The organism is Prevotella sp. P5-64 (genome assembly GCF_002251285.1).
Classification (GTDB): Bacteria; Bacteroidota; Bacteroidia; order Bacteroidales; family Bacteroidaceae; genus Prevotella.
The window spans coordinates 23,563-46,655 of sequence record NZ_NPJK01000004.1; the positions used below are offsets into that span (position 1 = coordinate 23,563).

Annotated in this window: 19 protein-coding genes; 6 read left to right on the forward strand and 13 right to left on the reverse strand. The window is 51.3% G+C overall.

Annotated features, from left to right (window positions below; all coding sequences use genetic code 11):
- Positions 1-65: 65 nt before the first annotated feature.
- The 5 genes from leuB to CIK87_RS00600 all read right to left on the reverse strand — a co-directional run bounded on the left by leuB (position 66) and on the right by CIK87_RS00600 (position 4,377).
- A complete protein-coding gene (gene leuB, locus CIK87_RS00575; protein WP_094384575.1) occupies positions 66-1,127 on the reverse strand; it encodes a 3-isopropylmalate dehydrogenase in 1,062 nt (353 codons plus the stop codon).
- A gap of 13 nt (positions 1,128-1,140) precedes the next feature.
- Positions 1,141-1,749, reverse strand: a complete 609-nt coding sequence (gene leuD, locus CIK87_RS00580) for a 3-isopropylmalate dehydratase small subunit (protein ID WP_094384703.1) — start codon at positions 1,747-1,749, stop codon at positions 1,141-1,143.
- Positions 1,750-2,122: 373 nt separating this feature from the next.
- Positions 2,123-2,662: a dihydrofolate reductase family protein gene (locus CIK87_RS00590; protein WP_042519993.1), complete on the reverse strand. Its 540-nt coding sequence runs from the start codon at positions 2,660-2,662 to the stop codon at positions 2,123-2,125.
- A 77-nt stretch (positions 2,663-2,739) separates the two neighbouring features.
- Complete coding sequence (ant(9), locus tag CIK87_RS00595; RefSeq protein WP_197065809.1) at positions 2,740-3,522, reverse strand: aminoglycoside nucleotidyltransferase ANT(9); 783 nt, start codon at positions 3,520-3,522, stop codon at positions 2,740-2,742.
- A gap of 27 nt (positions 3,523-3,549) precedes the next feature.
- The gene (locus CIK87_RS00600; RefSeq protein WP_254046470.1) at positions 3,550-4,377 is read right to left on the reverse strand and encodes a nucleoside phosphorylase; all 828 of its coding nucleotides are present in this window, start codon (positions 4,375-4,377) and stop codon (positions 3,550-3,552) included.
- 298 nt (positions 4,378-4,675) lie between these two features.
- On the opposite strand from CIK87_RS00600, the gene CIK87_RS00605 reads away from it, so the two are divergent.
- Both CIK87_RS00605 and CIK87_RS00610 read left to right on the forward strand, forming a co-directional pair.
- The gene (locus CIK87_RS00605) at positions 4,676-5,830 is read left to right on the forward strand and encodes an IS110 family transposase (RefSeq protein WP_094384706.1); all 1,155 of its coding nucleotides are present in this window, start codon (positions 4,676-4,678) and stop codon (positions 5,828-5,830) included.
- Positions 5,831-6,061: 231 nt separating this feature from the next.
- Positions 6,062-7,360 carry an IS1380-like element IS942 family transposase gene (locus CIK87_RS00610; protein WP_144007827.1) on the forward strand — a complete coding sequence of 433 codons (1,299 nt, stop codon included), beginning with the start codon at positions 6,062-6,064 and terminating at the stop codon, positions 7,358-7,360.
- Positions 7,361-7,634: 274 nt separating this feature from the next.
- Here CIK87_RS00610 and mobV read toward each other — a convergent pair whose 3' ends face one another.
- The 6 genes from mobV to CIK87_RS00645 form a co-directional block, all read right to left on the reverse strand.
- Positions 7,635-8,999 carry a MobV family relaxase gene (mobV, locus tag CIK87_RS00615; RefSeq protein ID WP_173823466.1) on the reverse strand — a complete coding sequence of 455 codons (1,365 nt, stop codon included), beginning with the start codon at positions 8,997-8,999 and terminating at the stop codon, positions 7,635-7,637.
- Positions 9,000-9,628: 629 nt separating this feature from the next.
- Positions 9,629-10,021 carry a hypothetical protein gene (locus tag CIK87_RS00625; protein WP_044065639.1) on the reverse strand — a complete coding sequence of 131 codons (393 nt, stop codon included), beginning with the start codon at positions 10,019-10,021 and terminating at the stop codon, positions 9,629-9,631.
- Between the two features lie 21 nt (positions 10,022-10,042).
- Positions 10,043-11,275, reverse strand: coding sequence for a site-specific integrase (locus CIK87_RS00630; RefSeq protein ID WP_044065638.1), 1,233 nt, complete (start codon positions 11,273-11,275; stop codon positions 10,043-10,045).
- A 276-nt stretch (positions 11,276-11,551) separates the two neighbouring features.
- On the reverse strand, positions 11,552-12,952 hold the full coding sequence (gene leuC, locus CIK87_RS00635) for a 3-isopropylmalate dehydratase large subunit (RefSeq protein ID WP_094384579.1): 1,401 nt from the start codon (positions 12,950-12,952) through the stop codon (positions 11,552-11,554).
- Positions 12,953-12,990: 38 nt separating this feature from the next.
- On the reverse strand, positions 12,991-14,496 hold the full coding sequence (locus CIK87_RS00640) for a 2-isopropylmalate synthase (protein ID WP_094384581.1): 1,506 nt from the start codon (positions 14,494-14,496) through the stop codon (positions 12,991-12,993).
- Between the two features lie 310 nt (positions 14,497-14,806).
- On the reverse strand, positions 14,807-15,103 hold the full coding sequence (locus tag CIK87_RS00645) for a hypothetical protein (RefSeq protein ID WP_371327090.1): 297 nt from the start codon (positions 15,101-15,103) through the stop codon (positions 14,807-14,809).
- A 22-nt stretch (positions 15,104-15,125) separates the two neighbouring features.
- Here CIK87_RS00645 and CIK87_RS14785 point away from each other — a divergent pair, with 22 nt between their 5' ends.
- Positions 15,126-15,419 carry a hypothetical protein gene (locus CIK87_RS14785; protein WP_371327093.1) on the forward strand — a complete coding sequence of 98 codons (294 nt, stop codon included), beginning with the start codon at positions 15,126-15,128 and terminating at the stop codon, positions 15,417-15,419.
- Here CIK87_RS14785 and CIK87_RS00650 read toward each other — a convergent pair.
- The gene (locus tag CIK87_RS00650; protein ID WP_094384585.1) at positions 15,317-17,074 is read right to left on the reverse strand and encodes an alpha-L-rhamnosidase C-terminal domain-containing protein; all 1,758 of its coding nucleotides are present in this window, start codon (positions 17,072-17,074) and stop codon (positions 15,317-15,319) included. The two genes, CIK87_RS14785 and CIK87_RS00650, sit on opposite strands and share 103 nt — an antisense overlap.
- Positions 17,075-17,249: 175 nt before the next feature.
- Between CIK87_RS00650 and CIK87_RS00655 the strand changes: the two genes are divergently transcribed.
- Positions 17,250-18,788 (forward strand): bifunctional GNAT family N-acetyltransferase/carbon-nitrogen hydrolase family protein, encoded by a 1,539-nt coding sequence (locus tag CIK87_RS00655; protein ID WP_094384587.1) that lies wholly within the window; start codon positions 17,250-17,252, stop codon positions 18,786-18,788.
- 234 nt (positions 18,789-19,022) lie between these two features.
- Here CIK87_RS00655 and CIK87_RS00660 read toward each other — a convergent pair whose 3' ends face one another.
- Positions 19,023-20,006, reverse strand: coding sequence for a hypothetical protein (locus CIK87_RS00660; protein WP_144008049.1), 984 nt, complete (start codon positions 20,004-20,006; stop codon positions 19,023-19,025).
- 308 nt (positions 20,007-20,314) lie between these two features.
- Between CIK87_RS00660 and CIK87_RS14600 the strand changes: the two genes are divergently transcribed.
- Together CIK87_RS14600 and CIK87_RS00675 are read left to right on the forward strand one after the other, a co-directional pair.
- Positions 20,315-21,490 carry a helix-turn-helix domain-containing protein gene (locus CIK87_RS14600; RefSeq protein WP_254046478.1) on the forward strand — a complete coding sequence of 392 codons (1,176 nt, stop codon included), beginning with the start codon at positions 20,315-20,317 and terminating at the stop codon, positions 21,488-21,490.
- A 463-nt stretch (positions 21,491-21,953) separates the two neighbouring features.
- Positions 21,954-23,021: a Fic family protein gene (locus CIK87_RS00675; RefSeq protein WP_094384591.1), complete on the forward strand. Its 1,068-nt coding sequence runs from the start codon at positions 21,954-21,956 to the stop codon at positions 23,019-23,021.
- Positions 23,022-23,093 lie beyond the last annotated feature (72 nt).

The window sequence follows — 23,093 nt, forward strand, 5'->3', positions numbered from 1 at the left end:
TATGCTTGTTGATGGTGGGGGTGAGCGATGGGGTGGGGGTGATGGTCGCGGGAGTTGGCGCGAGGTCAGTGGGTGGCGATATAGCCCGCTATCCATGCGCCCACCTCGCGGGTACCGTAGTGCTGGCCACCCTCGACCTGAATGTCGGGCGTGCGCACGTGGGCATCGAGGGCGGCGTCGACGGCGCGGCGTATCAGTGCGCCCTCGGCAGCCAGTCCGAAGTGCTCCATCATCATCGCTGCCGACAGTATCTGTGCCACGGGGTTGGCTATGTCTTTCCCCGCCGCCTGGGGCCATGACCCGTGTACCGGCTCGAATACCGGCGTGTGGATCCCGGTCGACGCCGACGGCAGCAGCCCCATGCTTCCCGATATGCAGCTGCCCTCGTCGGTGAGTATGTCGCCAAAGGTATTCTCGGTGACCATCACGTCGAAGAAGGTGGGCTCTACGAGCATGCGCATCGAGGCGTTGTCTACAAACATGTAGTCGGTCTTGACCTCGGGGTAGAGGCCCTCCATCTCCTTGGCGACCTGTCGCCAGAGTCGGCTCGACGCCAGCACGTTGGCCTTGTCTACTACGGTGAGATGGCGGCGGCGCTTCATGGCGTAGTCGTAGGCCACCCTGAGTATGCGCTCCACCTCCTCGCGCGTGTAGTAATTGGTGTCGTAAGCCTTGTTGTCGTCCTGATATTTCTCGCCGAAGTACATGCCGCCCGTGAGCTCTCGTATGCACACGAAGTCTGCCCCGCTCACTATCTCGTCTTTCAGGGGCGACTTGTGGATGAGCCCTGTGAAAGTCTGCACGGGCCGTATGTTGGCAAAGAGCCCCAGCCGCTTGCGCATGGCGAGCAGCCCCTGCTCCGGGCGTACCCGTGCGGTGGGGTCTTTGTCGAACTTGGGGTCGCCCACGGCGGCGAAGAGCACCGCGTCGGCGTTCATGCACGTGGTGAAGGTTTCTTCGGGGAAGGGGTTGCCCACCCGCTCTATGGCGGCGGCTCCGCAGAGCGCGGGGGTGAAGCTGACGTCGTGGGCAAACCTCTCTGCCACGGCCTTGACCACTGCCACTCCCTGTTCCATAATCTCGGGCCCTATGCCGTCGCCCGCCAATACTGCTATGTTGAGTTTCATATCGCTTGTGATTTTAGTTGTCCTTGTTCTGTTGCTTTCTGCTGGCCTCGTAGGCAGCCACCTTGTCGCGGTTGGCCACGAGGAAGTCTATATCGTCGAGCCCGTTCATCAGGCAGAACTTCTTGTAGCCGTTGAGTTCAAAGTGCTCCTGCTCGCCGGTGGCGAGGTTGGTCACCGACTGGTTTACCACGTCCACTCTTACCATCGTGTCGGCGTCGGAGCGTATCGCGGCGAAGAGGTGGCTGAGGAAGCCGTCGCTCACGACGACCGGCAGCACAAAGTTGTTGAGTTCGTTGTTCTTGTGGATATCGGCAAAGAAGCTGCTGATGACCACCCTGAACCCGTAGTCGGCTATGGCCCACGCTGCGTGCTCCCGGCTCGAGCCCGAACCGAAGTTCTTGCCCGCCACGAGTATCTCGCCCTTGTACTTGGGGTCGTTGAGCACAAAGTCCTTGACCTCGGTGCCGTCCTCGTGGTAGCGCCAGTCGCGGAAGAGCAGGTCGCCGAAGCCCTCGCGCGTGGTGGCTTTCAGATAGCGCGCCGGCACAATCTGGTCGGTATCTATATTTTCGAGTTCGATGGGTACGCACGTGCTGGTAATGACATTGAATTTCTGTTTCATCTCCTTGTCGTCTTTATTCATTATGGTCTTTACACCTTATTATATTTTAGATTTTTATCGGTTTGACTTAACCGATTGAAGAATAAACTTTTAGCGAATTATTTGAGAAATAGAGGTAACGATTTAGCAACTGTGCGAATTTCAGCGTTTTGCGTTGCTATGCTGTCAAATAACTCTCTTATGTGCAAAGATACGAATTTTCTCAAAAATAGAAAATGTGTATGAATGTTTTTCTTGTTTATATAGTCTCTAATTTATAATGTTAGTATTTACAACTGATTATTAATCAATAATTTACGAGCAGTAAATCGGAAATATGGTCGTAATCTTTAATCGTGTATTCTAAAGGGAGAAGATTTTAAAACAGTAAACATCAAATCTTCCTGCGACTATATACCACCTCTATTATGCCGTTGTATTTCTTGGTACGAATCATTTCCAAGTCAATTTTCTTATCGGTAGCACCAAACAGCCTTGTGCCGTTACCGAGAAGAACCGGTATAATCGCCAGATGATAAATGTCTATTTGATTGTTTGCGATGAGTTGTTGCGCCACTTCTGCACCTCCGCAAATCCACACATCTTTACCCGATTCCTGTTTCAACTCCTCTACCAGTTGGCATACATCCATATTCCTGAAACGGATATTTTCTGTGCCCTCTTCTTCACTGTGATGAGTCAATACATAGGTCATCGCTTCCCCGTAGGGCCATTGGTCGGGAGAAAGTTCGGTCACAATTTGGTCGTAGGTTCTCTTTCCCATAATGACCGTGTCCACACCACTGAAGAATGGAGTAAAGGTGTCTTCCATCTCCACGTTTTTATCTTGTCCGCTTATCCATTCAACGGAACCTTCGCTGTCAGCGATATAGCCATCCAGACTGACGGCAATATAAAGGATTACTTTTCTCATAGGTGTATTATTGTAAAAGAGGCAGCACCATTTCAAACGGTTTATTTATTGTAGGGATATTCTTGCTTTTGCTTGCTTTACCCTTTGGCTTTAAGCAATTCTTCAATCCGACCTTTCATAAACCCGGTAAGCGCGAGCGTTTCATTTTCCATTGTTTCCCATTCGTCAGACAGGTTTCCCAAATAGGCTTCCTTTGCCGTTTTCAACAGGGAAGAAAAGGTTTCCGGCAATTGGGGAATCACCCACTCCGCAGCAACATCTTTCGTTGTCACGTCTTCGGTTTCTAATGTAAACCACATGCGGGATAGCGTCAATAGCACATTTCTTTCATCTCCCTTAACATTGGAAATCAAACCGGGTAGAGAAAATTGAATAGCCTTTTGTATTTCGCGGAACGGAATCGGGAGAATAAGTTGTTTGCAATCTGCGCCCTTCAGCGTCATACTACTTTTTCTCGCCTGCCATAATAGAATCGCTATATCAGGGTCGAAACACGCCTGCGGAATCATTCCGGCTTCCATCTCTTTCCGAAGCCACTCCCCATACATATACTCGCATTTGGGCGGAAACTGCCACGGAATAATGTCTTTTTGATGGATGACAGTTATCTCCAATGGTCTTTTTTCGGCGCAACCTACGAAGCCGGAAATTTCCAATAATTGCTTGGTCAACTCCTTTTTCGTTGACAGATTCAATTCTTGTCTGGTTATTATCAATATATCTATGTCACTGTCCGGACGCAATTTATTCATTGTCGCAGAGCCATATAAATACATTCCCAATATCTGCCCCTGCAATAGGGTTTCTGCTATGGAAACGACTTGCTTCACTTGTTGTGGGATTTCATTCCGATTGTTCATTGTATTTTCCATATAGATTTGTTTCCTTTATTCTTTGATTAATACAACAGCGTCAAATGCCAGTTCCAAGGCGGTGGATACACTTGCTTTTCCCCACTTCCGTTCTTGGTATTTATGAGGATTCGAGAGCGTGTCGGCTGTAAAAAGCAACATAGCCCATATTACTTCTCTAAATTCTGCACATGCAGCCAGTGCAGAACATTCCATTTCCACTACTTGACAGCCTTCCTCTTTGCGGTATTGCACCATTTCCAGTGTTTCTCGATAAAAACCGTCTGTTGTCCATGTCTTGACTTCCAAATATGGGATTTTCTTTTGATTTAAAGCAAATTTGATTGCACTTATTCCTGCTGTTGAAATCTTTATGTCTCTGGATGGCGGAAGATAATGGTAAGAAGTTCCCTCATCTCTCAATGCAGAAACGGGTATTAAGAATCTGTTCTCCGGAATATCTTCCAATACACCGCAGGAACCGACAGAAATAATTTCTGTCACACCTCCTGCTATTAAATACTCTAAAATCTGGACAGCAGCAGCACTCCCAACCGGAGCCGGACATAAACATATCCTTTCCTGATTATGAAAGCATTCATAGATGGGATATAATTTTGTTGCACTCTCAAATTCATCTATCTGTATTCCACTGTGGGCATGTGCATACTTTTCCACTTCATCCCCCAAAAATGCAAATACGGCTTTTTTAGGGAAGTGCTTTTTCCCATTTCCCGGCTGAAAGATTGCTTTTGATGCGGTATCGTATTCCAAAATAGGATAATCGTGCTTTACTAATGCCATACTATCATCTCCAATAAAAATTTTCTTTCTCCTTAATTCCGCAACACTATAGTTTAACATTATTTATAAGTGCCTGAGCAACAAAAAGTTGCCCAGGATTTTGCCATGTCAGAATTTTCACTTACCTTAGTGTTGCGAAAAGAAGACAAGCAAAACTCTAATATGACATGGCAAATTTAGATAAAATTCCCGAGTTATAAGCCAGTTGAGATAAAAAACCTAATAGATTTCCTCCCCGAAAAGCCGACAACATGGAAAATCAAGGCCGACATACGCTCAATCCTATTTTGCGTGCTCTAAGTCACAATTATTTATTATCTTTGAGGTCTTAATGTTTAACCCTCTAAAAGTTAGGCTTATGAGATCAGTATGCGGCCTTGACGTTCACAAAGATAGTGTATATCTTTGTGTTTTGAGCGAGAATGGCGAATTAATCGAGAAAGTTTTCGGAGTTTTAACATTTCAACTGCATCAGATGCGTGATTTGTTGCTCGCCCATCATGTGGAGAAAGTGTCCATGGAGAGTACGAGCGTCTACTGGATTCCCATTTGGCGCATACTTGCGCCCCATTTTCACCTGCAGCTCGTCAACCCTTATTTCATCAAACAGCTGCCCGGACACAAAAGCGATGTTGCTGACGCACAATGGATTGCCGAGTGCACGATGAAAAATCTTATCAGTAGCAGTTTCGTGCCACCTGAGGATATACAGCAGCTCCGCCAGTACGACAGACGTATCTTCGACCTTGACGAGGAAATCGTCCGCAAGTTGTCCAAACTTGATGCCGTGATGCAGCGATGCAATATCCGACTGGGCAATTATGTGTCCAACGTGGACTGTAAGAGCTACAAGGACGTGGTGCGGAAAATATCCGAGGGTGTGACAGACCCGGAGATTCTGATTGAGGAAATCCACGGTCGCATCATCAAACATCACGGCAGGGAAACAATACTGGCCTCGCTGACCGGTGTCGTATCACAAGCGGAGATAGACGTGCTCAGGCAGTTGCGTGAGGAGCTTGACCTGGCCGAGGAACACAAGCAGGAGTGCCTTGAGAGAATGTTGGAGATATGTCAGGAGAAATATCCTGACGAGTTGAGACGGTTGCAGACCATACCAGGAGTAAGGGAGCGTACGGCCACATCATTGATCGCAGAGATCGGAAGGGACATGAGCAAGTTCGAAACGGCCAACCACCTTGCAGCTTGGAGTGGGCTGAGACCGAGAAACGACGAGTCCAACAGGAAGTTCAAGTCACGTCGCATAACTCACGGCAATGTCTATTTGCGTAAGAACATCATTCAGTGCGCATGGGCTGCAAGCAGGACAAAGGACTGTTTTTTCAGCAGATTCTCCTACTACCAGACGCAAGTCAGAAAGAAAAACAAGATGAAGGTCATTGTGGCTGTGGCTAGAAAGTTATTAGTTGCCGCATGGCATGTAATCCACGACAAGACGGATTACGTTGACTTCCAAAAACAAGATCGTCAATCGTCCGCTTCAAACGGGTGACAACGATATACCACTCATGGAAAGGCTATTATCTTTGTGATGGTTCTGACCTCGCTGGCAAATTAACTTATCCCACGGGTGGCCATGGAAGCCTGTTTGAGCCTTGAGCTCGAAGAGGAAAGTATGATAATCCCCCACATCCGCGTAAACGTGGGTGTGGGATGTTATGTGCCATTTTAAGAAATACTTGGCCAAAGTCCTTTGTTTTAGTTACTCCTTACCCGGAAATCTATTAGGTTTTATAGAGGAAAGATACAAATAAAATCTGAGAAACTCACTCCTTTTGGAGGAATTTTTTCTATTATGGAGCAATTTGATGCTCTTTTAGCTCAAACCATAGATTCCACCTTGGGATTGAGATGCACTATGTTTGGTTATCAATATAGCGAAATTCTACGCTCTCTGATGTGCGTATATCTTTGTGGCGGCTCATGTATTGAGGATGTTACAACTCACTTGATGAAACATTTGTCTCTTCATCCAACTCTTCGCACTTGCAGCGCAGACACCATATTGCGTGCTATCGAAGAACTGACTTGTAAGAACATCACCTATAAATCTGCTTCTGGCAACTCCTATGATTTCAATACTGCAGACAAGATGAACTGCTTATTGATCAAAGCCCTGCTTGCTACTGGTCAATTGAAATCCGGTCAAGAGTATGATTTTGACTTTGACCATCAGTTCATTGAAACAGAGAAGCATGATGCAAAACCAACCTACAAGAAGTTCCTGGGCTATAGTCCAGGTGTGGCAGTCATTAACGACATGATTGTCGGTATTGAAAATAGAGACGGCAACACAAACGTGCGCTTCAACCAAAGAGAGACTTTGGAAAGAATCTTCAAGCGACTGGAGGCATCAGAAGTATATATATCCCGTGCCCGCATGGATTGCGGCTCATGCTCGGAGGAAATCGTAGATATGGTAGAGGCTCATTGCAGGCATTTTTATATTCGTGCCAACAGATGCTCTTCCTTCTACGATTCCATGTTTGCCTTGACTGGATGGAAAACTGTTGAAATCAACGGTATTGAATTTGAGCTGAATTCCATCCTTGTTGAGAAATGGAAAGGAAAACCGTATCGTCTTGTCATACAGAGACAAAGGCGAATAGATGGAGACCTTGACATTTGGGAAGGCGAATATACCTACAGATGTATACTGACTAACGATTACAAGTCGAGTGCAAGAGACATCGTGGAATTCTACAATCTTCGTGGTGGCAAGGAACGCATCTTCGATGACATGAACAATGGCTTTGGCTGGAATCGATTGCCAAAATCGTTCATGGCACAGAATACTGTATTCCTGCTTATGACAGCTCTCATCAGAAACTTCTACAAAGCTATTATGCAGAGATTGAAAACCCATGAATTTGGATTGCGTGCCACCAGCAGAATCAAGACCTTTGTTTTCAAGTTCATCTCTGTTCCTGCGAAATGGATTAAGACATCACGTAGGCATGTATTGAATATTTACTCAGACAACAATGCTTATGCCAACCTGTTCAAGACAGACTTTGGTTAAAGACCATGCTTTTCTGGTTAAACCAGCGTATTACCTCAAGTCGCTTTATGGGGTAAGGGGATTTTGTGTCTGCGACATTTCTGTTGTGCAAGAAATATGTACAATAAAATGAATTTTGTCGCTTTGCAAGCAAAATCCCACTAAACCCTATAGGTTGCGGATTTGAGGTTTCTCACATTTTCTGCATCTATTTTTTGCAAAGTTACTTTTTTCATTTGGCTATACATCAATAAACTCTTAGTATTTTGAGTATATTTTTTCGTGAAGCTATCTTTTATCTTCTCATCGAAAAGCCTCTCTTCTGCTGTTGGTCGTACCGCCCCTCTACCACGTTATCGACTTCCCGTCTGGCTTTGATTTGCTCCCGGTTATCCAGTTTGCCTTTCTGCGTGGCAGTAATATACAGAAAATCCCCGGCTGCACGGTGAGACTGCTTATCATCACCGAAGAGGTTAAGGACACTCTTGATGTCCGATACTTGCTCCGTATCGAAACGGGGCTTGTAATAATCCCTTGCCAGACGGATAATGCCGTGTACCGCCTTGCGGAAGATGTCGCTTGTTTTGAGCAGCAGGAAACTGAGACAGCCGATAATGTGGTTTTGCCACAAAATCCGATTTTTGAGCCTCGTGGTTTCCTCCGTATGCGCAGCCTCCTTACGGCTAAGTTCCGACAAGTTCTTGGCTTCCAGCTCCATCCGTTCACGGTGATGGTCGTTCTGCATGGTCTGTATTCGGGTTTGCAGGGCTTCGATGGCTTCCCCGTGCGTGGCTACCTCTCTGTGCAGGGCGGCGTTCTCCCGCTCCGGCGTCTTGACCTTGTTACTGCCGAAAAGAGAACCGACACTCTCGGCGATGTTGGCGGCTGCGGTCGTGGCTGCCCCTTTCAGCTTCTCGGTCTGTATCTCTTTTTTCGTCCGTCTTAGTTCCTCCTGCACCGTTTCTTTCTGACGCTGCAAATCCACCACCTCCGCTTTGAGGCTGTCGGCGAGTTTCTTCGTTTCATTGTAATACTGCTGCGTGGACTTGTGCCGTGCTTTCGAGCCGTCTATGCCCCTTTGCAGCCCGTATTTCGCCATCGCCTCGGCGTAGGTGTCTTGGTAGGATTTCAGCCTTAGGAGTGTCATAATATCGTCGGCGCACAGCCTCACGGTGTCGGTCGGCTTCTTGCGGTATCGCTTCTTCGCCTGCTCCTCCCTTTTCCTGCGCTTGCGCTCTCCCTTGACGATGGGAACGAGCGTGACGTGTATGTGGGGCGTTTCCTCGTCCCGATGCAGGTGCGCCGCCACGATGTTCTCCTTTCCGAACGTGTCGGCGAAGTATTTCATATTGTCGGCGCACCACTCGTCCAAACGCCCCTCCCTTTCGATGCGTTCCATGTCCTCGTGCGTTCCCGACACGTTGATTCGGATTGCCCGTACTTGGTTGTTTCCGATTTTGCGTGTCAGCCCCGCTTCTTCCAGTCTTCTCCGGATAGCCGCCGAACGGTCTTTTATCCCGTCGGGGTAGGCAACGAGTTTTCGGTTCAGGTGCGTGCGTGTGGGGTCTGCGTTCTTCGGTATGATGAAACGCTCTATGTGGGCGGTCGTTCCGCTGTCGGAACCGTGCGCCTTTTCCATATGCAATACTACGAAACCCATATATATTCCTTTCTTTTTTAGCTTGTGAAACAATGATTCTTTGTATCTTCGGGGGCGGCAAAGAGCCGTCCCCGACGGGGTGTGCAGAGGGGCTTGCCCCTTGCCTTATTGGGGAATTTTCAGCGATATGGAGTATTGCGGCTCGGAAAATTCCCTAATAAGCTACGGTATTTTCTCCGTAAATACCCTGCGGTGTGCCGGCGGTCTGCCCGTGTCTTATCGGCTCGGCGGTTGAATCCGCTTTGTGTACTTGGCTGTCTGCGCTCGTTGTGCCGACTTTACCGACTATACCGAACCCCATCTTATTATTTTTCCCTTTCGGTCGATGGTGGGCGGCGGGGCGGTCGTTTCCGTTTTCAAAGGCTTCTTTGCTCGGGGCGGTCGGATGCAAGGTTTAGGGGAAGAATCTACCCGAAGCATGAGGGTGGAGATTGTTCCCCTAACGGCGTAGCCGCCCGACCTTGCAGCCGACGGAAAGCCCCGTGCTTGCTTCGCCTTTGTAAACGGGAATGACTGTTCCGCTTTCCTGCGGTCGGGAAACAGCCCCTTTCTGTCCGTGCGACGGTATGACCGTATGAATGTATGACCGTGTGACTGTATTACGGACTGATACCCCGACCGACTGACCGTTACGCCATCCATCGGCGGCTCGGCTCGGTGTCGGCAACGACAGACACGATAACCGTCGTTTTCTCTTTTCGCCCGTTCATAATCCTGTCTAATAATAGCTTGCGGACTCTCGCCGCCCCGAACGATTCGACACGGAAAGCGAGGGCGGCTATCGTTTCGAGGTCGTAAACCTCTATGCTGCTTCTGTCCGATAGACGGACAAGGCGTTTGATGCCGTACTCTTTCAATACCCCGCTCTTGCAGAGTGCCTTTATCCCTGCCCGAACCGTCGGGGTGATAACCCCGAACAGTTCGCAGATTTCCCACTCGGTCATGGCGGTTGCGCCTATGTCGGTCGGTAGGGAGATATTGCCGTATTCATCTATCATGATGATGTTCCTTTCTTCTTTCATCGGTATGCTGTTTTAAGGTGACTAAATGGCTCGGCAGATGTTCTTCTCCATCTCCTCTAACTTGTGCGACAAGGTTTCCATGTCTTGGCTTATCTTCTGGGCGGTGATTTTGGCGTATATCTGCGTGGTCTTGATGTTCGTGTGCCCCAACAGGCGGCTCACGGTTTCGATGGGTACGCCGTGCGACAGAAGTACGGTCGTGGCGTTCGTGTGGCGGGCAACATGATAGGTCAAGCGCACCTTGAAACCGCATTGTCTGCCTATCTCTTTGAGTATCTTGTTGCAACTGCCGTTGCTCGGAACGGGGAAAACATGACCGTCCCTTGCAAGTCCCTTGTATTTCTCGATGATACGCTTGGGAACGTCCAAAAGACGGATGTTCGATTCGGTGTTGGTTTTCTTCCGTCGGGTGATTATCCACAGGTTGCCGTCGAAGAATGTTTGCAGGCGGTCGGCGGTGAGGTTCTTCACGTCCGAGTACGCCAAACCCGTGAACACGGAAAAGACGAACAAGTCCCGTACGAGTTCATGGTAGGTGTTCTTCATCGGTGCGTCCATGAGCGTCTGTATCTCCTTTTGGGTAAGGTAGCCCCTATCGACGCTTTCGGGAGAGTTGATGTACCCTGCAAAGGGGTTGAACGGCAGACGCCCGTCGTTCCTCGCTATGGAAACGATGTGTTTCAGCACGATCATGTAGCCCCACACGGTATTGGTGCGGCATTTCTTCTCCGTGCGCAGGAAATACTCGAAGTCGTTGATGAATGTAAGGTTGAGTTCCTTTAGCGGAATGTCCTCACGCTTGTAGGTATGGGGCAGGAACTCCCGAATGTGGTTGCAGACCGTCCGATAACGGGTGAATGTCCCCTGCGCCCTGCTGTGCCCGACCTTCTTGGCGAACTCGGCGTTGTGCTGCTCGAACAGCTTCAGCAAGGTTTCCTGCTTGACGCCGATACCGAGATAGGCGTCTTTGAGCTTGGCGGCGGTAACATACCCGTCCGTCTGCATCAGTTCTTGGTAGCGGCGGTTTACCTCCACTCGGATTTTATCCACCGCGAGGTTGATTCTCTGCGCTTCGACGCTCTTGCCCGAAGCACGGTTGTTTTTCACGTCCCACAACCGCAGGGGAACGTCCATCTTGCAACTGAACTGTTTAATCTCTCCGTCCACCGTGAGGCGGCACATCAAAGGCAGGTTGCCGTTCGGCTTCTCGCTGCCTTTCTTCACGTAAAATAAGACCTTGAATGTACTTCGCATAACTCACTCCTTTTTTTGGTTACAAAATTAGTTTATAGTGAGTTACCGACAGCTATGCAGAATTACGCAAATCGCAGAAAAAGAACCATTTAGCAAGAAATCTGCACCCGTTACGGGGGTAATGAGGTGGTAACTGAACTTCTGCACCGTTTGGCTGTATCGTGGTTTTCTTTGGCTTTTCGCCAAGAGAAAAATATAGCGTAACGAACGCTATTTCAGCTAATTCGCTACGCTTTACTCAAATTTGCAAATCCGCTATGTGTTTATTATATACACTCACACGGTCATCAGCTCTCGCGGGTCGGCTATCGTGCCGGTGATGGCAGCCGCAGCCGCTACCAGCGGACTTGCCAGTATCGTGCGTGCTCCGCGTCCTTGCCGACCCTCAAAGTTACGGTTGCTGGTCGAGACGGCGTATTTGCCTTCGCCCACGCGGTCGTCGTTCATGGCGAGACAAGCCGAGCACCCCGGCTGGCGTATCTCGAAGCCCGCCTCGCGCAGCGTCACGTCGATGCCCTCGGCCTCTATTTCTCTCATCACGCGCCACGAGCCAGGCACCAGCCACGCCACCACGTCGGGGTGACGCTTGCGGCCCTTGACGATAGAGGCGAAGGCGCGGAAGTCTTCCACCCTGCCGTTGGTGCAGGCTCCGAGGAAGACATAGTCTATCTTGTGACCCAGCAGCCGTTCGCCCGGCGCGAACCCCATGTATCGCAGTGCCTTGGCAAACGATGCCCGGCCCTCGCTCTCGATGCTCTCCAGGGTGGGGATGTGGCCCGTGACGGCGATACCCATACCCGGGTTGGTGCCATAGGTGATGCGCGGCTCTATGCAGGCGGCGTCAAAGTGGTATTCGCGGTCGAAGACGGCATCGTCGTCGCTCTTGAGCGTCTGCCAGTAAGCCACAGCCCTGTCCCAGGCGTCGCCCGTGGGAGCGAAGTCGCGCCCCTTGACATACGCCATCGTCACCTCGTCGGGGGCGACTATTCCGCCGCGCGCCCCCATCTCGATTGACAGGTTGCAGAGCGTCAGCCTGCCCTCCATCGACAGTCTGCGCACCGCCTCGCCGGCGTATTCGACGAAGTAGCCCGTAGCTCCCGAGGTGGAGAGCTGGCTCATGAGATAGAGCGCCATGTCCTTGGCGGTGACGCCCTTGCCCAGACAGCCGTCGATGGTGATGCGCATGGTCTTGGGCTTCTGCTGGAGCACACACTGCGAAGCCATGACCATCTCGACCTCGCTCGTGCCGATGCCGAAAGCCACCGCCCCCATGGCGCCATGGGTGCTGGTGTGGGAGTCGCCACATACGATGGTCATACCGGGCAGCGAGAGCCCCTTCTCGGGACCCACCACATGGATGATGCCATTGTCGGGGTGCATCACACCGTAGTAGGGCAGCCCAAACTCAGCCGCATTGCGCTCGAGGGTCTCCACCTGAGTCCGCGATACAGGGTCGGCTATCGGCTTGTCCTGGTCGTGTGTGGGGATGTTGTGGTCGGGCATGCAGTAGATTTGTCCGGGACGGAAGCACTGCAGTCCCCGTTGGCGGAGGCTGTCGAAAGCCTGCGGCGAGGTGACCTCGTGACAGTAGAGTCTGTCGATATACAGTTGGGTGGGGCCGTCGGCAATCTGCTGTACCACGTGGCTGTCCCAAATCTTGTCAAATAGCGTGTTCATTGTATTCTCTGTATTGAAAGGTTGTGCTCTGGCTACAGTCAGCCAGCGGTCTTGAACTTGTTGATGCAGTCTATATAGGCGTCGACCGAAGCGGTGACGATGTCGGTGTTGGCTCCGAAGCCGTAGTAGAGATGTCCGTCGTGCTCTACCTGCATGTGTACCTTGCCCACATCGTCGCTGCCCTTGTTGATGGCCTGGATGGTAAACTCGCGGAGCGTCATCTGCTTGAGTATTATCTTCTTGAGCGCCTTGATGGCAGCGTCTACGGGGCCGTTGCCGGTCGAGGCTTCTTCAAACTTCTGTCCAGAGATGTCGATGCCTATGCTGGCGACGCTTCTCACGCCCATGCCGGTGGTAACCTGCAGGAAGTCGAGCTTGATGGCGTGGGAGTCCTTGCGGTCAGCACCCGCCAGCATCAGCACATCATCGTCGGTTACCTCCTTCTTCTTGTCGGCCAGACGGAGGAACCGCTCGTAGACCTTGTCCAGCTTCCCAGGGTCGTCGTAGTCTATGCCCTGCACGCTCAGACGGTGCTTGAGGGCAGCTCTGCCACTGCGGGCGGTGAGCACTATCGACGTGTCGTCGACGCCCACATCCTTGGGGTCTATAATCTCATAGGTACTCACGTTCTTGAGCACTCCGTCCTGGTGGATGCCACTGGAGTGGGCAAAGGCGTTGCGCCCCACGATGGCCTTGTTGGCCTGGACGGGCATATTCATCAGACTGCTCACCATGCGGCTGGTGGCGCTGATGCGGCGCGTATTGATGTTGGTCTCGATGCCCATCTGGCGATGACACTTGAGTATCATGGCTATCTCTTCGAGGGCGGTGTTGCCGGCGCGTTCGCCTATGCCGTTGACGGTCACCTCGACCTGGCGCGCGCCGTTCTGCACACCGCTCAGGGTGTTGGCTGTGGCCATGCCCAGGTCGTTGTGGCAGTGTGTAGAGATGATGGCGCGGTCTATGTGGTCCACGTGCTCCATGAGATACTTGATTTTGCGGCCATACTCTTCGGGCAGACAGTAGCCGGTGGTGTCGGGGATGTTGACCACCGTGGCTCCCGCCTTGATGACAGCCTCGACCACGCGGGCGAGATACTCATTGTCGGTGCGGCCGGCGTCTTCGGCGTAGAATTCCACATCCTCTACATAGCGCTTGGCATACTTCACCGCCGCCACAGCACGCTCCAGTATCTCTTCGCGGTTGCTGTTGAACTTGTACTGGATGTGCTCGTCGCTGGTGCCTATACCTGTGTGGATGCGCTTGTGGCGGGCGTAGCTCAGAGCATCGGCAGCCACGTCTATGTCTTTCTCCACGGCGCGTGTCAGCGCACATATCGTGGGCCAGGTCACTGCCTTTGAAATCTCTATCACCGAGTTGAAGTCGCCGGGACTTGATACCGGGAAGCCTGCTTCAATGACATCGACGCCGAGTTGCTCCAACTGGCGCGCCACCTGTATCTTCTCGACGGTGTTGAGCTGGCATCCGGGAACCTGCTCGCCGTCTCTCAGGGTGGTGTCGAATACAAATAATCTCTCGCTCATAACTCTACTTGTTTTTATACTTGCTTTTACCGTTGGTTTGGGTTGTCCTGAAAATGAAAAAGCCTTTCTCACTTGTAAGTGGAAAGGCTCTGTCTCTCGATGGATGCATTATTATCATGTTGCCACGCACGCCTCTTCACCTACAACTGTCGGCTGTAGAATAATTAGGCTGCTAATAATAATAGTATTCATCATCTGTGTAGTGGATTACGTTTAACCAATTGCAAAGTTAAAGAATAAAATCAATAATGCAAACAATTCGGCGTCTTTTTTATCAAAATAATTATAAATTGTTACCTTTTGCGACTTCTTAGACCATTTCTGTGACCTCTCCGGCGTACGCTGCAGCGGTCGGTTTTATTATAAAAGACAGCGCTTTAGTCGCCAAAGTCGGCGCAGTCAATGCTATCATGCCCGCGATGACGGATAATCTTGTTTCGTGGCTTGATTTCATGGTTTCGTGGTAGGAAATCGTCGTTGCAAAGCCCGAAACCACTATTTCGTGCTTTGCCGTCAGGATGTAGACGCACTCGGACAAAGCAGAAGCCTGGAGAGACGGCGCTGATGTCATCTCTCCAGGCTTCTGGGTGGTTTCGGGCGTTGCCAAGATGGTTTCGGGCGTTGCCAAGATGGTTTCGGGCGTTGCCAAGATGGTCTCGGGCGTTGCCAAGATGGTCTCGGGCGTTGCCAAGATGGTCTCGGGCGTTGCCAGGGTGGTTTCGGGCGTTGCCAAGATGGTCTCGGCTCTTGCCAAGATGGTCTCGGGCGTTGCCAAGATAGTCTCGGGTGTTGCCGCGGTGGTGGGCAGCGGGGTGGGGGCTTATCTGTCGGTGATGACCTTGACGCCGCGCGGCTTGGCGAGGATGGTGGTCTTGATGTGGCCGCCGGCGGTGCGCTCGTGCCTTACCTTGACGGCGCCATAGGGGGTGGGGTAGGAGCCCTCGGCCCAGTCGAGATGACCCAGATGCGGACGTATGCGCAGGGTGCGGCATCCCGGCTGGACTACCTCAAACCCCAGCACGTGGCGCGACAGCCAGGCGGTGGGGCCCGAAGCCCAGCCATGACACAGGCTGCCACGGAAGCCCGGGTAGCAGTAGGCTCCGAAGTCGCCATGTACATTCTTGCGCGCGGGGTCGCCTATCTCGTCGATGCGGTTGGCATTGCTGCCCCACGCCGGGTCATAGTCTTCCCAGAAGGTGGTGGCTCCGAGGTCGAGCATGCCGCCCCAGTATCGGCTGATGGCGTCGAACGCGTCGTCGTAGCGGCCCGCCATCGCCAGGGCTTCGAGCATATAGTAGCCATAGAAGGTGGAGAAGCCGTCGATGCCGTGCATATAGCGCTCAGCCATGTCGCCGGCGTCCATGCAGCCCGCTATCACCATGAGCGCAGCCGCCTGGCGCAGCTTCTTGGGGGTGGCGATGTGGCTGCTGATGCGTCGGGCCACGGCGCGGCACTTGTCCTCTCGTGCCGAGTCGCCGAGGATGCGGCAGAGCTTGGCTGCGGCATCCATGCTCCACACCGTGAGTGCCTGGACGCCTATGCGCACGCCCGCCTTGTCGGCACTCGACGGCCAGTCGAGGAAGACGTTGGCGCGGAAGCGGCCCACGCTGTCGACCGTAAGGTCTATCTGGTCTACGAGCTGGGTGATATAGTCGCGGTGGCGCTCCAGCAGCGCTCTGTCGGCATGGTGCATCCACCAGTCGTGCTGTATGATGAGATACCAGAGCGAATAGGCGGGAATGTTGTTGAGCCAGCGGGGCAGCGGAAACTCACTGCAGGCGAAGTCGAGCGAACTCGGCACCACGTCGGAGTAGCCGAAGACGGCGTTGATGGTGGCCACCTCGGGGTGCATGTCGCCTATCCACACCAGCCGGTCGCGCTTGATGCCATCCCAGAGAAACTCCTGCATGCACAGCTGTACGGTGTAGGCTCCGGTGAGCCAGATGGAGTCGAGCCTGCTGTCGCTGCAACTGAACGAACCCACGTAGGGGAGGTCGCGATAGCGGAAGATGGCGGCAGCCTCCTTGATGGCTACGGTGACGCCGGTGCGCAGCAGGTCGATGCGCACAAATCGGAAGCCCGTGTTGCCTATCTCCATCTGTCCGTCGCGCGGTATCTCGACCACGATGTCGCGCTTGGCGTGGTCGTCGGTGGAATAGCCCACGCAGGGCTTGGTGTTGCGGGTGTCGCTCATGCACTCCTGCACCGACTCGCCGAAGCGTATGCGCACGAGCGAAGGCTCGGGGCGGCTGCTGCTGCCCAGGGTGAGGCGGAGTCCGCCGTGGAGCTCGCGCCCATAGTCGAGCGTGATAGAGGCGGTGTCGCCCTCGGCATTAGAGAGCAGGCACATGCCGTTGCGGCCCAGTTCGGTCTGGCCGTTGGTGATGCGGGTGAGCACCTCGGGGCGGGTGGCGCCGTGGCTCTGCATCACCCTCACCGGGGCGAGGTAGAAACGTGTGATGGCGTCGGCGCGCATGCGGGCGGCGTCGGTCTGGGCGAAAACGGGGGGAAGAGCGGGCTGTGCCATCAGCGTGACGGCGCAGCAGAGGGTGGATAGCAGGATAGCGATGCGATGCATAGTGGTGGTCTTAGTGGTAGTTGATGGATGCAAAGTTACGCAAAAACCCACTAACAGCCAATATAAACGTCCAAAAATAACCCCGACGGGCGTTAAAACCATTGAAATTGCGATATATGTGGTGGTTTTTTGCTACTTTTGCACCGTTAATATCATCAAGGTAAATAGTGTTTTTATGGAAACGACTCACAAAATCAATAAAGTGGAACTGCGCAACCTGCGTATGGAAGACTATGACCAGCTGGCCAAATCGTTCAAGCGCATCTATGCCGACCACGATGTCTTCTGGACCCACGAGCAGATCAAGACGCTCATTACCATCTTCCCCGAGGGTCAGGTGGTGATAGTGGTCGACGACAAGATTGTAGGCTGTGCCCTCTCGATTATCGTAGACTATAATATGGTAAAGGGCGACCACACCTATGCCAAGGTGACGGGCAACGAGACCTTCAACACCCACAACCCGCAAGGCAACATCCTCTACGGCATCGAGGTGTTTATCCATCCTGACTATCGCGGGCTGCGACTCGGACGCCGCATGTATGAATACCGCAAGGAACTCTGTGAGAAGCTCAATCTGAAGGCCATTATGTTTGGCGGTCGCATACCCAACTACTACAAGTATGCCGACACCATGCGCCCGAAGGAATATATAGAGAAGGTACGTTCGCGCGAGATCTACGACCCGGTGCTTACGTTCCAGTTGTCCAATGATTTCCACGTGCGCCGCGTCATCCGCAACTATCTGCCCAATGACGAGGAGTCCAAGCACTGTGCCACGCTGCTCCAGTGGGACAACATCTACTACCAGCCTGCCACCGACTCGTATGTGGAGAAACGGCCTACGGTGAGACTGGGTCTGGTGCAGTGGCAGATGCGTCCCTACAAGGATCTGGACGACCTCTTCGAGCAGGTGGAGTTCTTCGTCGACTCGGTGAGCGACTACAAGAGCGACTTCGTGCTCTTCCCTGAATACTTCAACGCACCCCTTATGGCGCGCTTCAATGATATGGGCGAGGCGCAGTCCATACGCGGACTGGCGCAGTATACCGAGAAGATACGCGACCGCTTCGTCGAGCTTGCCATCAGTTACAACATCAACATCATCACCGGCAGTATGCCCTTTGTCAAGGCCGACGGCGGTCTCTACAATGTGGGCTTCCTCTGCCGCCGTGACGGTTCGTATGACATGTATGAGAAGATACATGTGACTCCCGACGAGCAGAAGAGCTGGGGCTTGAGCCGCGGCGACGAGGTCAAGACCTTTGACACCGACTGTGGCCGCATCGGCATCCTAATCTGCTACGATGTGGAGTTCCCCGAACTCTCGCGCCTCATGGCCGACGAGGGCATGCAGATACTCTTCGTGCCCTTCAACACCGATACGCAGAATGCCTATGCTCGTGTGAAGGTGTGTGCCCAGGCGCGCGCCGTGGAGAACGAGTGTTATGTCGCCATTGCGGGTAGTGTGGGCAACCTGCCCCGTGTGCACAACATGGACATCCAGTATGCTCAGTCGGCTGTGTTTACCCCCTGCGACTTTGCCTTCCCCACCGACGGTAAGGGAGCCATGGCTACGCCTGGCACGGAGCAGATACTGGTGGCCGACTGTGACCTGACGCTGCTCAACGAGCTGCATACCTATGGCAGCGTGCGCAATCTGCGCGACCGTCGCAAAGACCTCTACGAGCTGCGTATGAAGAAGGAGAAGTAGGATAACCGCTTTAAGAATAATGGAAAAGGGCACGGTCATGAGACTGTGCCCTTTTGCATGGGCGCTACCGCCGATGCCGCTCTCGCCGGTTTCCCATTCCAGAGGGATGCGCTGCCGCCCATTGGCAAGGGATGTAGGCGGTGGAGGGGTGGCTTGGTTGTGTGTATGGGCTGCCAATAGCACTGCGTTGAGCGTGCAGAAAGGCGTGGCATCGAACGATGAGTTGCCCTTACATTATTTGTTCCATATCTCACAAACCTTGCCGTTCTTGAATACAATGGTTTCCAATCCTGTGCCGTACTCCCAAATGTCCATGTCATCGTAGACGTTGGTCTTTGACGCCGATTGGTTGGGATAACCTATTGATAATGCTACCATCTCTTTGGTAAAACCTATCTTTACGTCACCACTAAGAATCTGTTTCCATCGGGTAATGCCGTATTTGTGAGCATACTTGACGCCATCTGATTTTGTAAAGAATGGCAAGTCACCAATACTGATGTAATGACGACCTTGTGCTCTGCTCATATCAAATGTATATGTCTTTTTTCTGCCGTCCTTGAATACCAGATAAGGGGTACCGTTGATGACTTTTATCGTATCAACCCGCCCATAGCTGTTGTTCTCGTCTACGACCCATTCGTTGTTGCGATATCTGTCCATCATGTATACATAGTGGGCATAGCTCTTTTGCCCCCATAGCGTATGGAGGCTTATGGATAGTGTGTCTCCGACCATCTTGAGTTTATGTCGGATGCCTCCTTCACCAAGCCAAGTGTCGATAATCTGCCAGACTCCATCTTTGCCTTCTATTATCCATCGACTCTTGTCTCTTGCCTTGGCAATAGATTCATAATATCCAACAGCCATAACAGGTTTGACGCCACTGCCGAAGAAATCAAAGCTACATTCATCACCATTGTCACATCTCTTCATTTGAAAAGTCTGTGGTGCCTTGAACCCGGTTATCTCGAAATATGTAAACAATGGGGCATCATAGGTTTTGTTGTCCCATCCATACCGCAATACTCCCTTGTTCTGATACAGTATTACCTTCTGCCCGATGTACTTTTCAGGGTGGATGGTAGAAATGTCAGTAGAGTCATACTGATACACAGGCTTTCTTTCCGAGGGCAAAGTGTCACCTGGGATTACTTTCACCTGTGCAGTAATCATGCACGGGGTCATGAGAAGGAGTAGGGATAGTAATTGTTTCATTGTGTTGTAACTTATAAAGTTGCCATTGGCAGGGTTGGATGGTTTGTATTTGGATGTAAAGATAATCATTTTGGACTGAATTGCGATAGAAATGAGCCTGTTATTTGTTTTTGGGCGTTTCTTTACAGCGATTTTTACGATTACACTCGTATTTGTCATCAACTCGCGGCTGCAAGGTATCGCCCGAGAGCCAAGTTTGCCGAAAACATTAAAAATAAATGGTCATTTGCGATGGCTGTTTGGGTTGTTTTTTCTAATTTTGCATGTTGGGACATATAAAGAATGACTTAATTAACTACATAGGTAACATGGACAAACTATATCTACTTCAGTTCGCCTGCTTCGTCTTCATGCTGATGAGCGCTGGTTATCTCGGGCTCAGCAGTCTGCATGTGCACTGGCGCAACCGTCGTTTTGAGCGGTCGCGGTGGATGCTGTTTCTGGCGTTACTGGTATTGGGCGCACACTATCTGCTGCAGATGGCGATGAAAATCAGGGTCGCGGGCGACGACCTCGGGGCTGTGGTCAACATGCTGGTCTACACGCCGTGCTTCATGCTGATTTCCAAGGCTATATACAATGTCGAGGCGACACAGCTGTTCAGCCGCCGCATGACGGTGGTTTGCTCGGCTATCTACCTGATTATCCTGGCTGTCTTCGGCATCGGCTATTGGCGTGCGGGCAGCTTCCACATCGGGCTGTGGCTCTACGTCATGCTCTTCTTCTATGTCATCGGCAACGTGTACTGCGTGGGTGTCATCCAGCGCGAGATGTTGCGTCGCCGGCGCATGCTGGAGACGATGGCAGTCTCTGACATAATGCCCTACGTGCGCTACTCGCGAGCCAGCGTCTTCATCGTCTGCGTGTCTGCGCTTGCCATACCGGCAGCCATCCTTTCCACCACCTTATTATATATAATAGGCCCGCTGGGGCTGTTGGCCTTCCTGTTCTTTATCGTCAACTTCATCTCGCTCGGCAACAGCTATGTGCCCACCGACGAACTCTTGGACAGCGAGGAGGAGAAAGACGCTGAGCCAGAGGCTGTCGCCGTGGCTGTGGAGCAGACCCCGACGGTGGCTATGGAGCAGACCGTGGCGGGCGAGGCCATTGCCGACGACCGGCATGCTATGCTCTCTGCCGAGCGATGCACCCTTATCCAGCAGCGGCTCGACGACTGGTGTGCCAACATGGGCTACAAGGACAGCGCAGCCAACCTGCTGACCCTCTCGCGCAGCGTGGGCATCTCTAAGAGGGACCTCACCCAGTATTTTGACCAGTGTCAGCACAGCACCTTCCGCGTATGGCTTAGCGGAATACGTTTTCAGGTGGCGAAGGATATGATGCGCGAATATCCTGACTATAGCAACGACGCCATCTCTGCCGAGTGTGGTTTCTCTGCGCGCACCCAGCTCTACCGCATCTTCAAAGCCAAGGAGGGATGTACCCCTACGGCGTGGCGCGACGGTCTGTCGAAACGGCAGTAAGCCGAGAGCCGACAGCCCAATGGTTCCTATACCCCCCACCTATCGAATATAAACAGTATAGTGTATCAGTAATATACAGACACACGTGAACGTCTTGGAAATCTATTAAGGGCAGTTAAGGCAAACAGAAATAGGAAACAATAAAACGAATAGTATATTCAGCAGAAGGTATATGGATTTGTGTATTGTTATCTATGGATAGCAAATTTGAAAATCTTGTTTTGTCAGATTACCCATTATAATATATACGCACATGCACGATACATTGCATCACAAAAACAAAGTACCACAAAAATGCCGGATGGAATAGCACAAGAATAACGAATAATGCTAAAAAAGGTTATTAGAATACACCTTTTTATGTGTTATATTGCTATTGTTTGAGGGAATTTTTTTAACTTTACACCCGATAAAGGTTGATGACATAAACCTTTTAATGTGATTTCTTGCAAAAAGCGCATATATGAAAAAAATAGAAGATGTAATGAATGAGTGGAACGCTTTGCAGCCTTTGTCTGATAGAGACAGAGAGATGCTTAGCCGTCGATTCACAATTGATTTCAACTATAACAGCAACCACATTGAGGGTAATACACTGACTTATGGACAGACAGAGATCTTGCTCATGTTCGGAAAGATTGTTGGCGAGGCTGATGTTCGTGATGTACACGAAATGACTGCCAGCAATGTTGGTCTAAAAATAATGAAGGAGGAGGCTCTACTTAAAGAGACTCCTTTGACACAGCAATTTATCCGAACATTACATAAGACCCTCTTGCGTGAGGATTACACAGTATATCGCACACTGCCTGGAGGTGTTCAGACGAGCTACGTCATTCATGCCGGGCAATACAAAACTCGCCCTAATTCCGTCATTACTCGTTATGGTGACCAATTCGAGTATGCAACGCCTGAAGAGACTCCTGCTTTGATGAGTGATTTGGTAGATTGGTACAACGATGCAGAAAGATCGGGCAAGTTCACTCCAATAGAGCTTGCCGCAATATTCCACTATCGTTACATTCGTATTCATCCATTTGAAGATGGCAATGGACGTATTGCTCGATTGATGGTCAATTACATCCTCACTCGCCATGATTACCCTATGATAGTAGTGCGTAGCCGTAAGAAAAAAGAATATTTAGAGGCATTGCATCGTACAGACCTGACTGTCGGTGCAGCACCTTCACTTGGCGCATATGCTTCAAAGCGTGACATCCAACAGTTTCTTACTTATTTTGCGAATCTCTTTATTGACGAGGTATCATACGACATACAGTTCCTGACTGAGCGCGGAGATAATGTATGGTGGTTTGATGGCGAACGTGTAAAATTCCGTAGTGCAACCACCAGCATAATACTGAATCGCATGTATGAGCAGCCGAATAGCACTATACCTCAATTGGCAGAGGCTGCCGGTATCAGTCTTACAGCGGTAAATAAGCAATTGCGACTCCTTACAGACAAAGGCTATATAGCTCGTACAGAGAAAGATAATTCTTGGAGGCTAATTATCACCCCATCAGTATAAAACACAAATCATGTATAAACGTATGATTCAAGGAAATACTTGGCATGAATACTCAAACGAACTGAAGCGCTT

Bases quoted from the DNA above. Each gene is read 5' to 3' on its own strand.
- leuB (WP_094384575.1), bottom strand. From the start codon at position 1,127: ATGAAACTCAACATAGCAGTATTGGCGGGCGACGGCATAGGGCCCGAG.
- leuD (WP_094384703.1), bottom strand. From the start codon at position 1,749: ATGAAACAGAAATTCAATGTCATTACCAGCACGTGCGTACCCATCGAA.
- CIK87_RS00590 (WP_042519993.1), bottom strand. From the start codon at position 2,662: ATGAGAAAAGTAATCCTTTATATTGCCGTCAGTCTGGATGGCTATATC.
- CIK87_RS00600 (WP_254046470.1), bottom strand. From the start codon at position 4,377: ATGTTAAACTATAGTGTTGCGGAATTAAGGAGAAAGAAAATTTTTATT.
- CIK87_RS00605 (WP_094384706.1), top strand. From the start codon at position 4,676: ATGAGATCAGTATGCGGCCTTGACGTTCACAAAGATAGTGTATATCTT.
- mobV (WP_173823466.1), bottom strand. From the start codon at position 8,999: ATGGGTTTCGTAGTATTGCATATGGAAAAGGCGCACGGTTCCGACAGC.
- CIK87_RS00625 (WP_044065639.1), bottom strand. From the start codon at position 10,021: ATGAAAGAAGAAAGGAACATCATCATGATAGATGAATACGGCAATATC.
- CIK87_RS00630 (WP_044065638.1), bottom strand. From the start codon at position 11,275: ATGCGAAGTACATTCAAGGTCTTATTTTACGTGAAGAAAGGCAGCGAG.
- leuC (WP_094384579.1), bottom strand. From the start codon at position 12,952: ATGAACACGCTATTTGACAAGATTTGGGACAGCCACGTGGTACAGCAG.
- CIK87_RS00640 (WP_094384581.1), bottom strand. From the start codon at position 14,496: ATGAGCGAGAGATTATTTGTATTCGACACCACCCTGAGAGACGGCGAG.
- CIK87_RS14785 (WP_371327093.1), top strand. From the start codon at position 15,126: ATGGTTTCGGGCGTTGCCAAGATGGTCTCGGGCGTTGCCAAGATGGTC.
- CIK87_RS00650 (WP_094384585.1), bottom strand. From the start codon at position 17,074: ATGCATCGCATCGCTATCCTGCTATCCACCCTCTGCTGCGCCGTCACG.
- CIK87_RS00655 (WP_094384587.1), top strand. From the start codon at position 17,250: ATGGAAACGACTCACAAAATCAATAAAGTGGAACTGCGCAACCTGCGT.
- CIK87_RS00660 (WP_144008049.1), bottom strand. From the start codon at position 20,006: ATGAAACAATTACTATCCCTACTCCTTCTCATGACCCCGTGCATGATT.
- CIK87_RS14600 (WP_254046478.1), top strand. From the start codon at position 20,315: ATGGACAAACTATATCTACTTCAGTTCGCCTGCTTCGTCTTCATGCTG.
- CIK87_RS00675 (WP_094384591.1), top strand. From the start codon at position 21,954: ATGAAAAAAATAGAAGATGTAATGAATGAGTGGAACGCTTTGCAGCCT.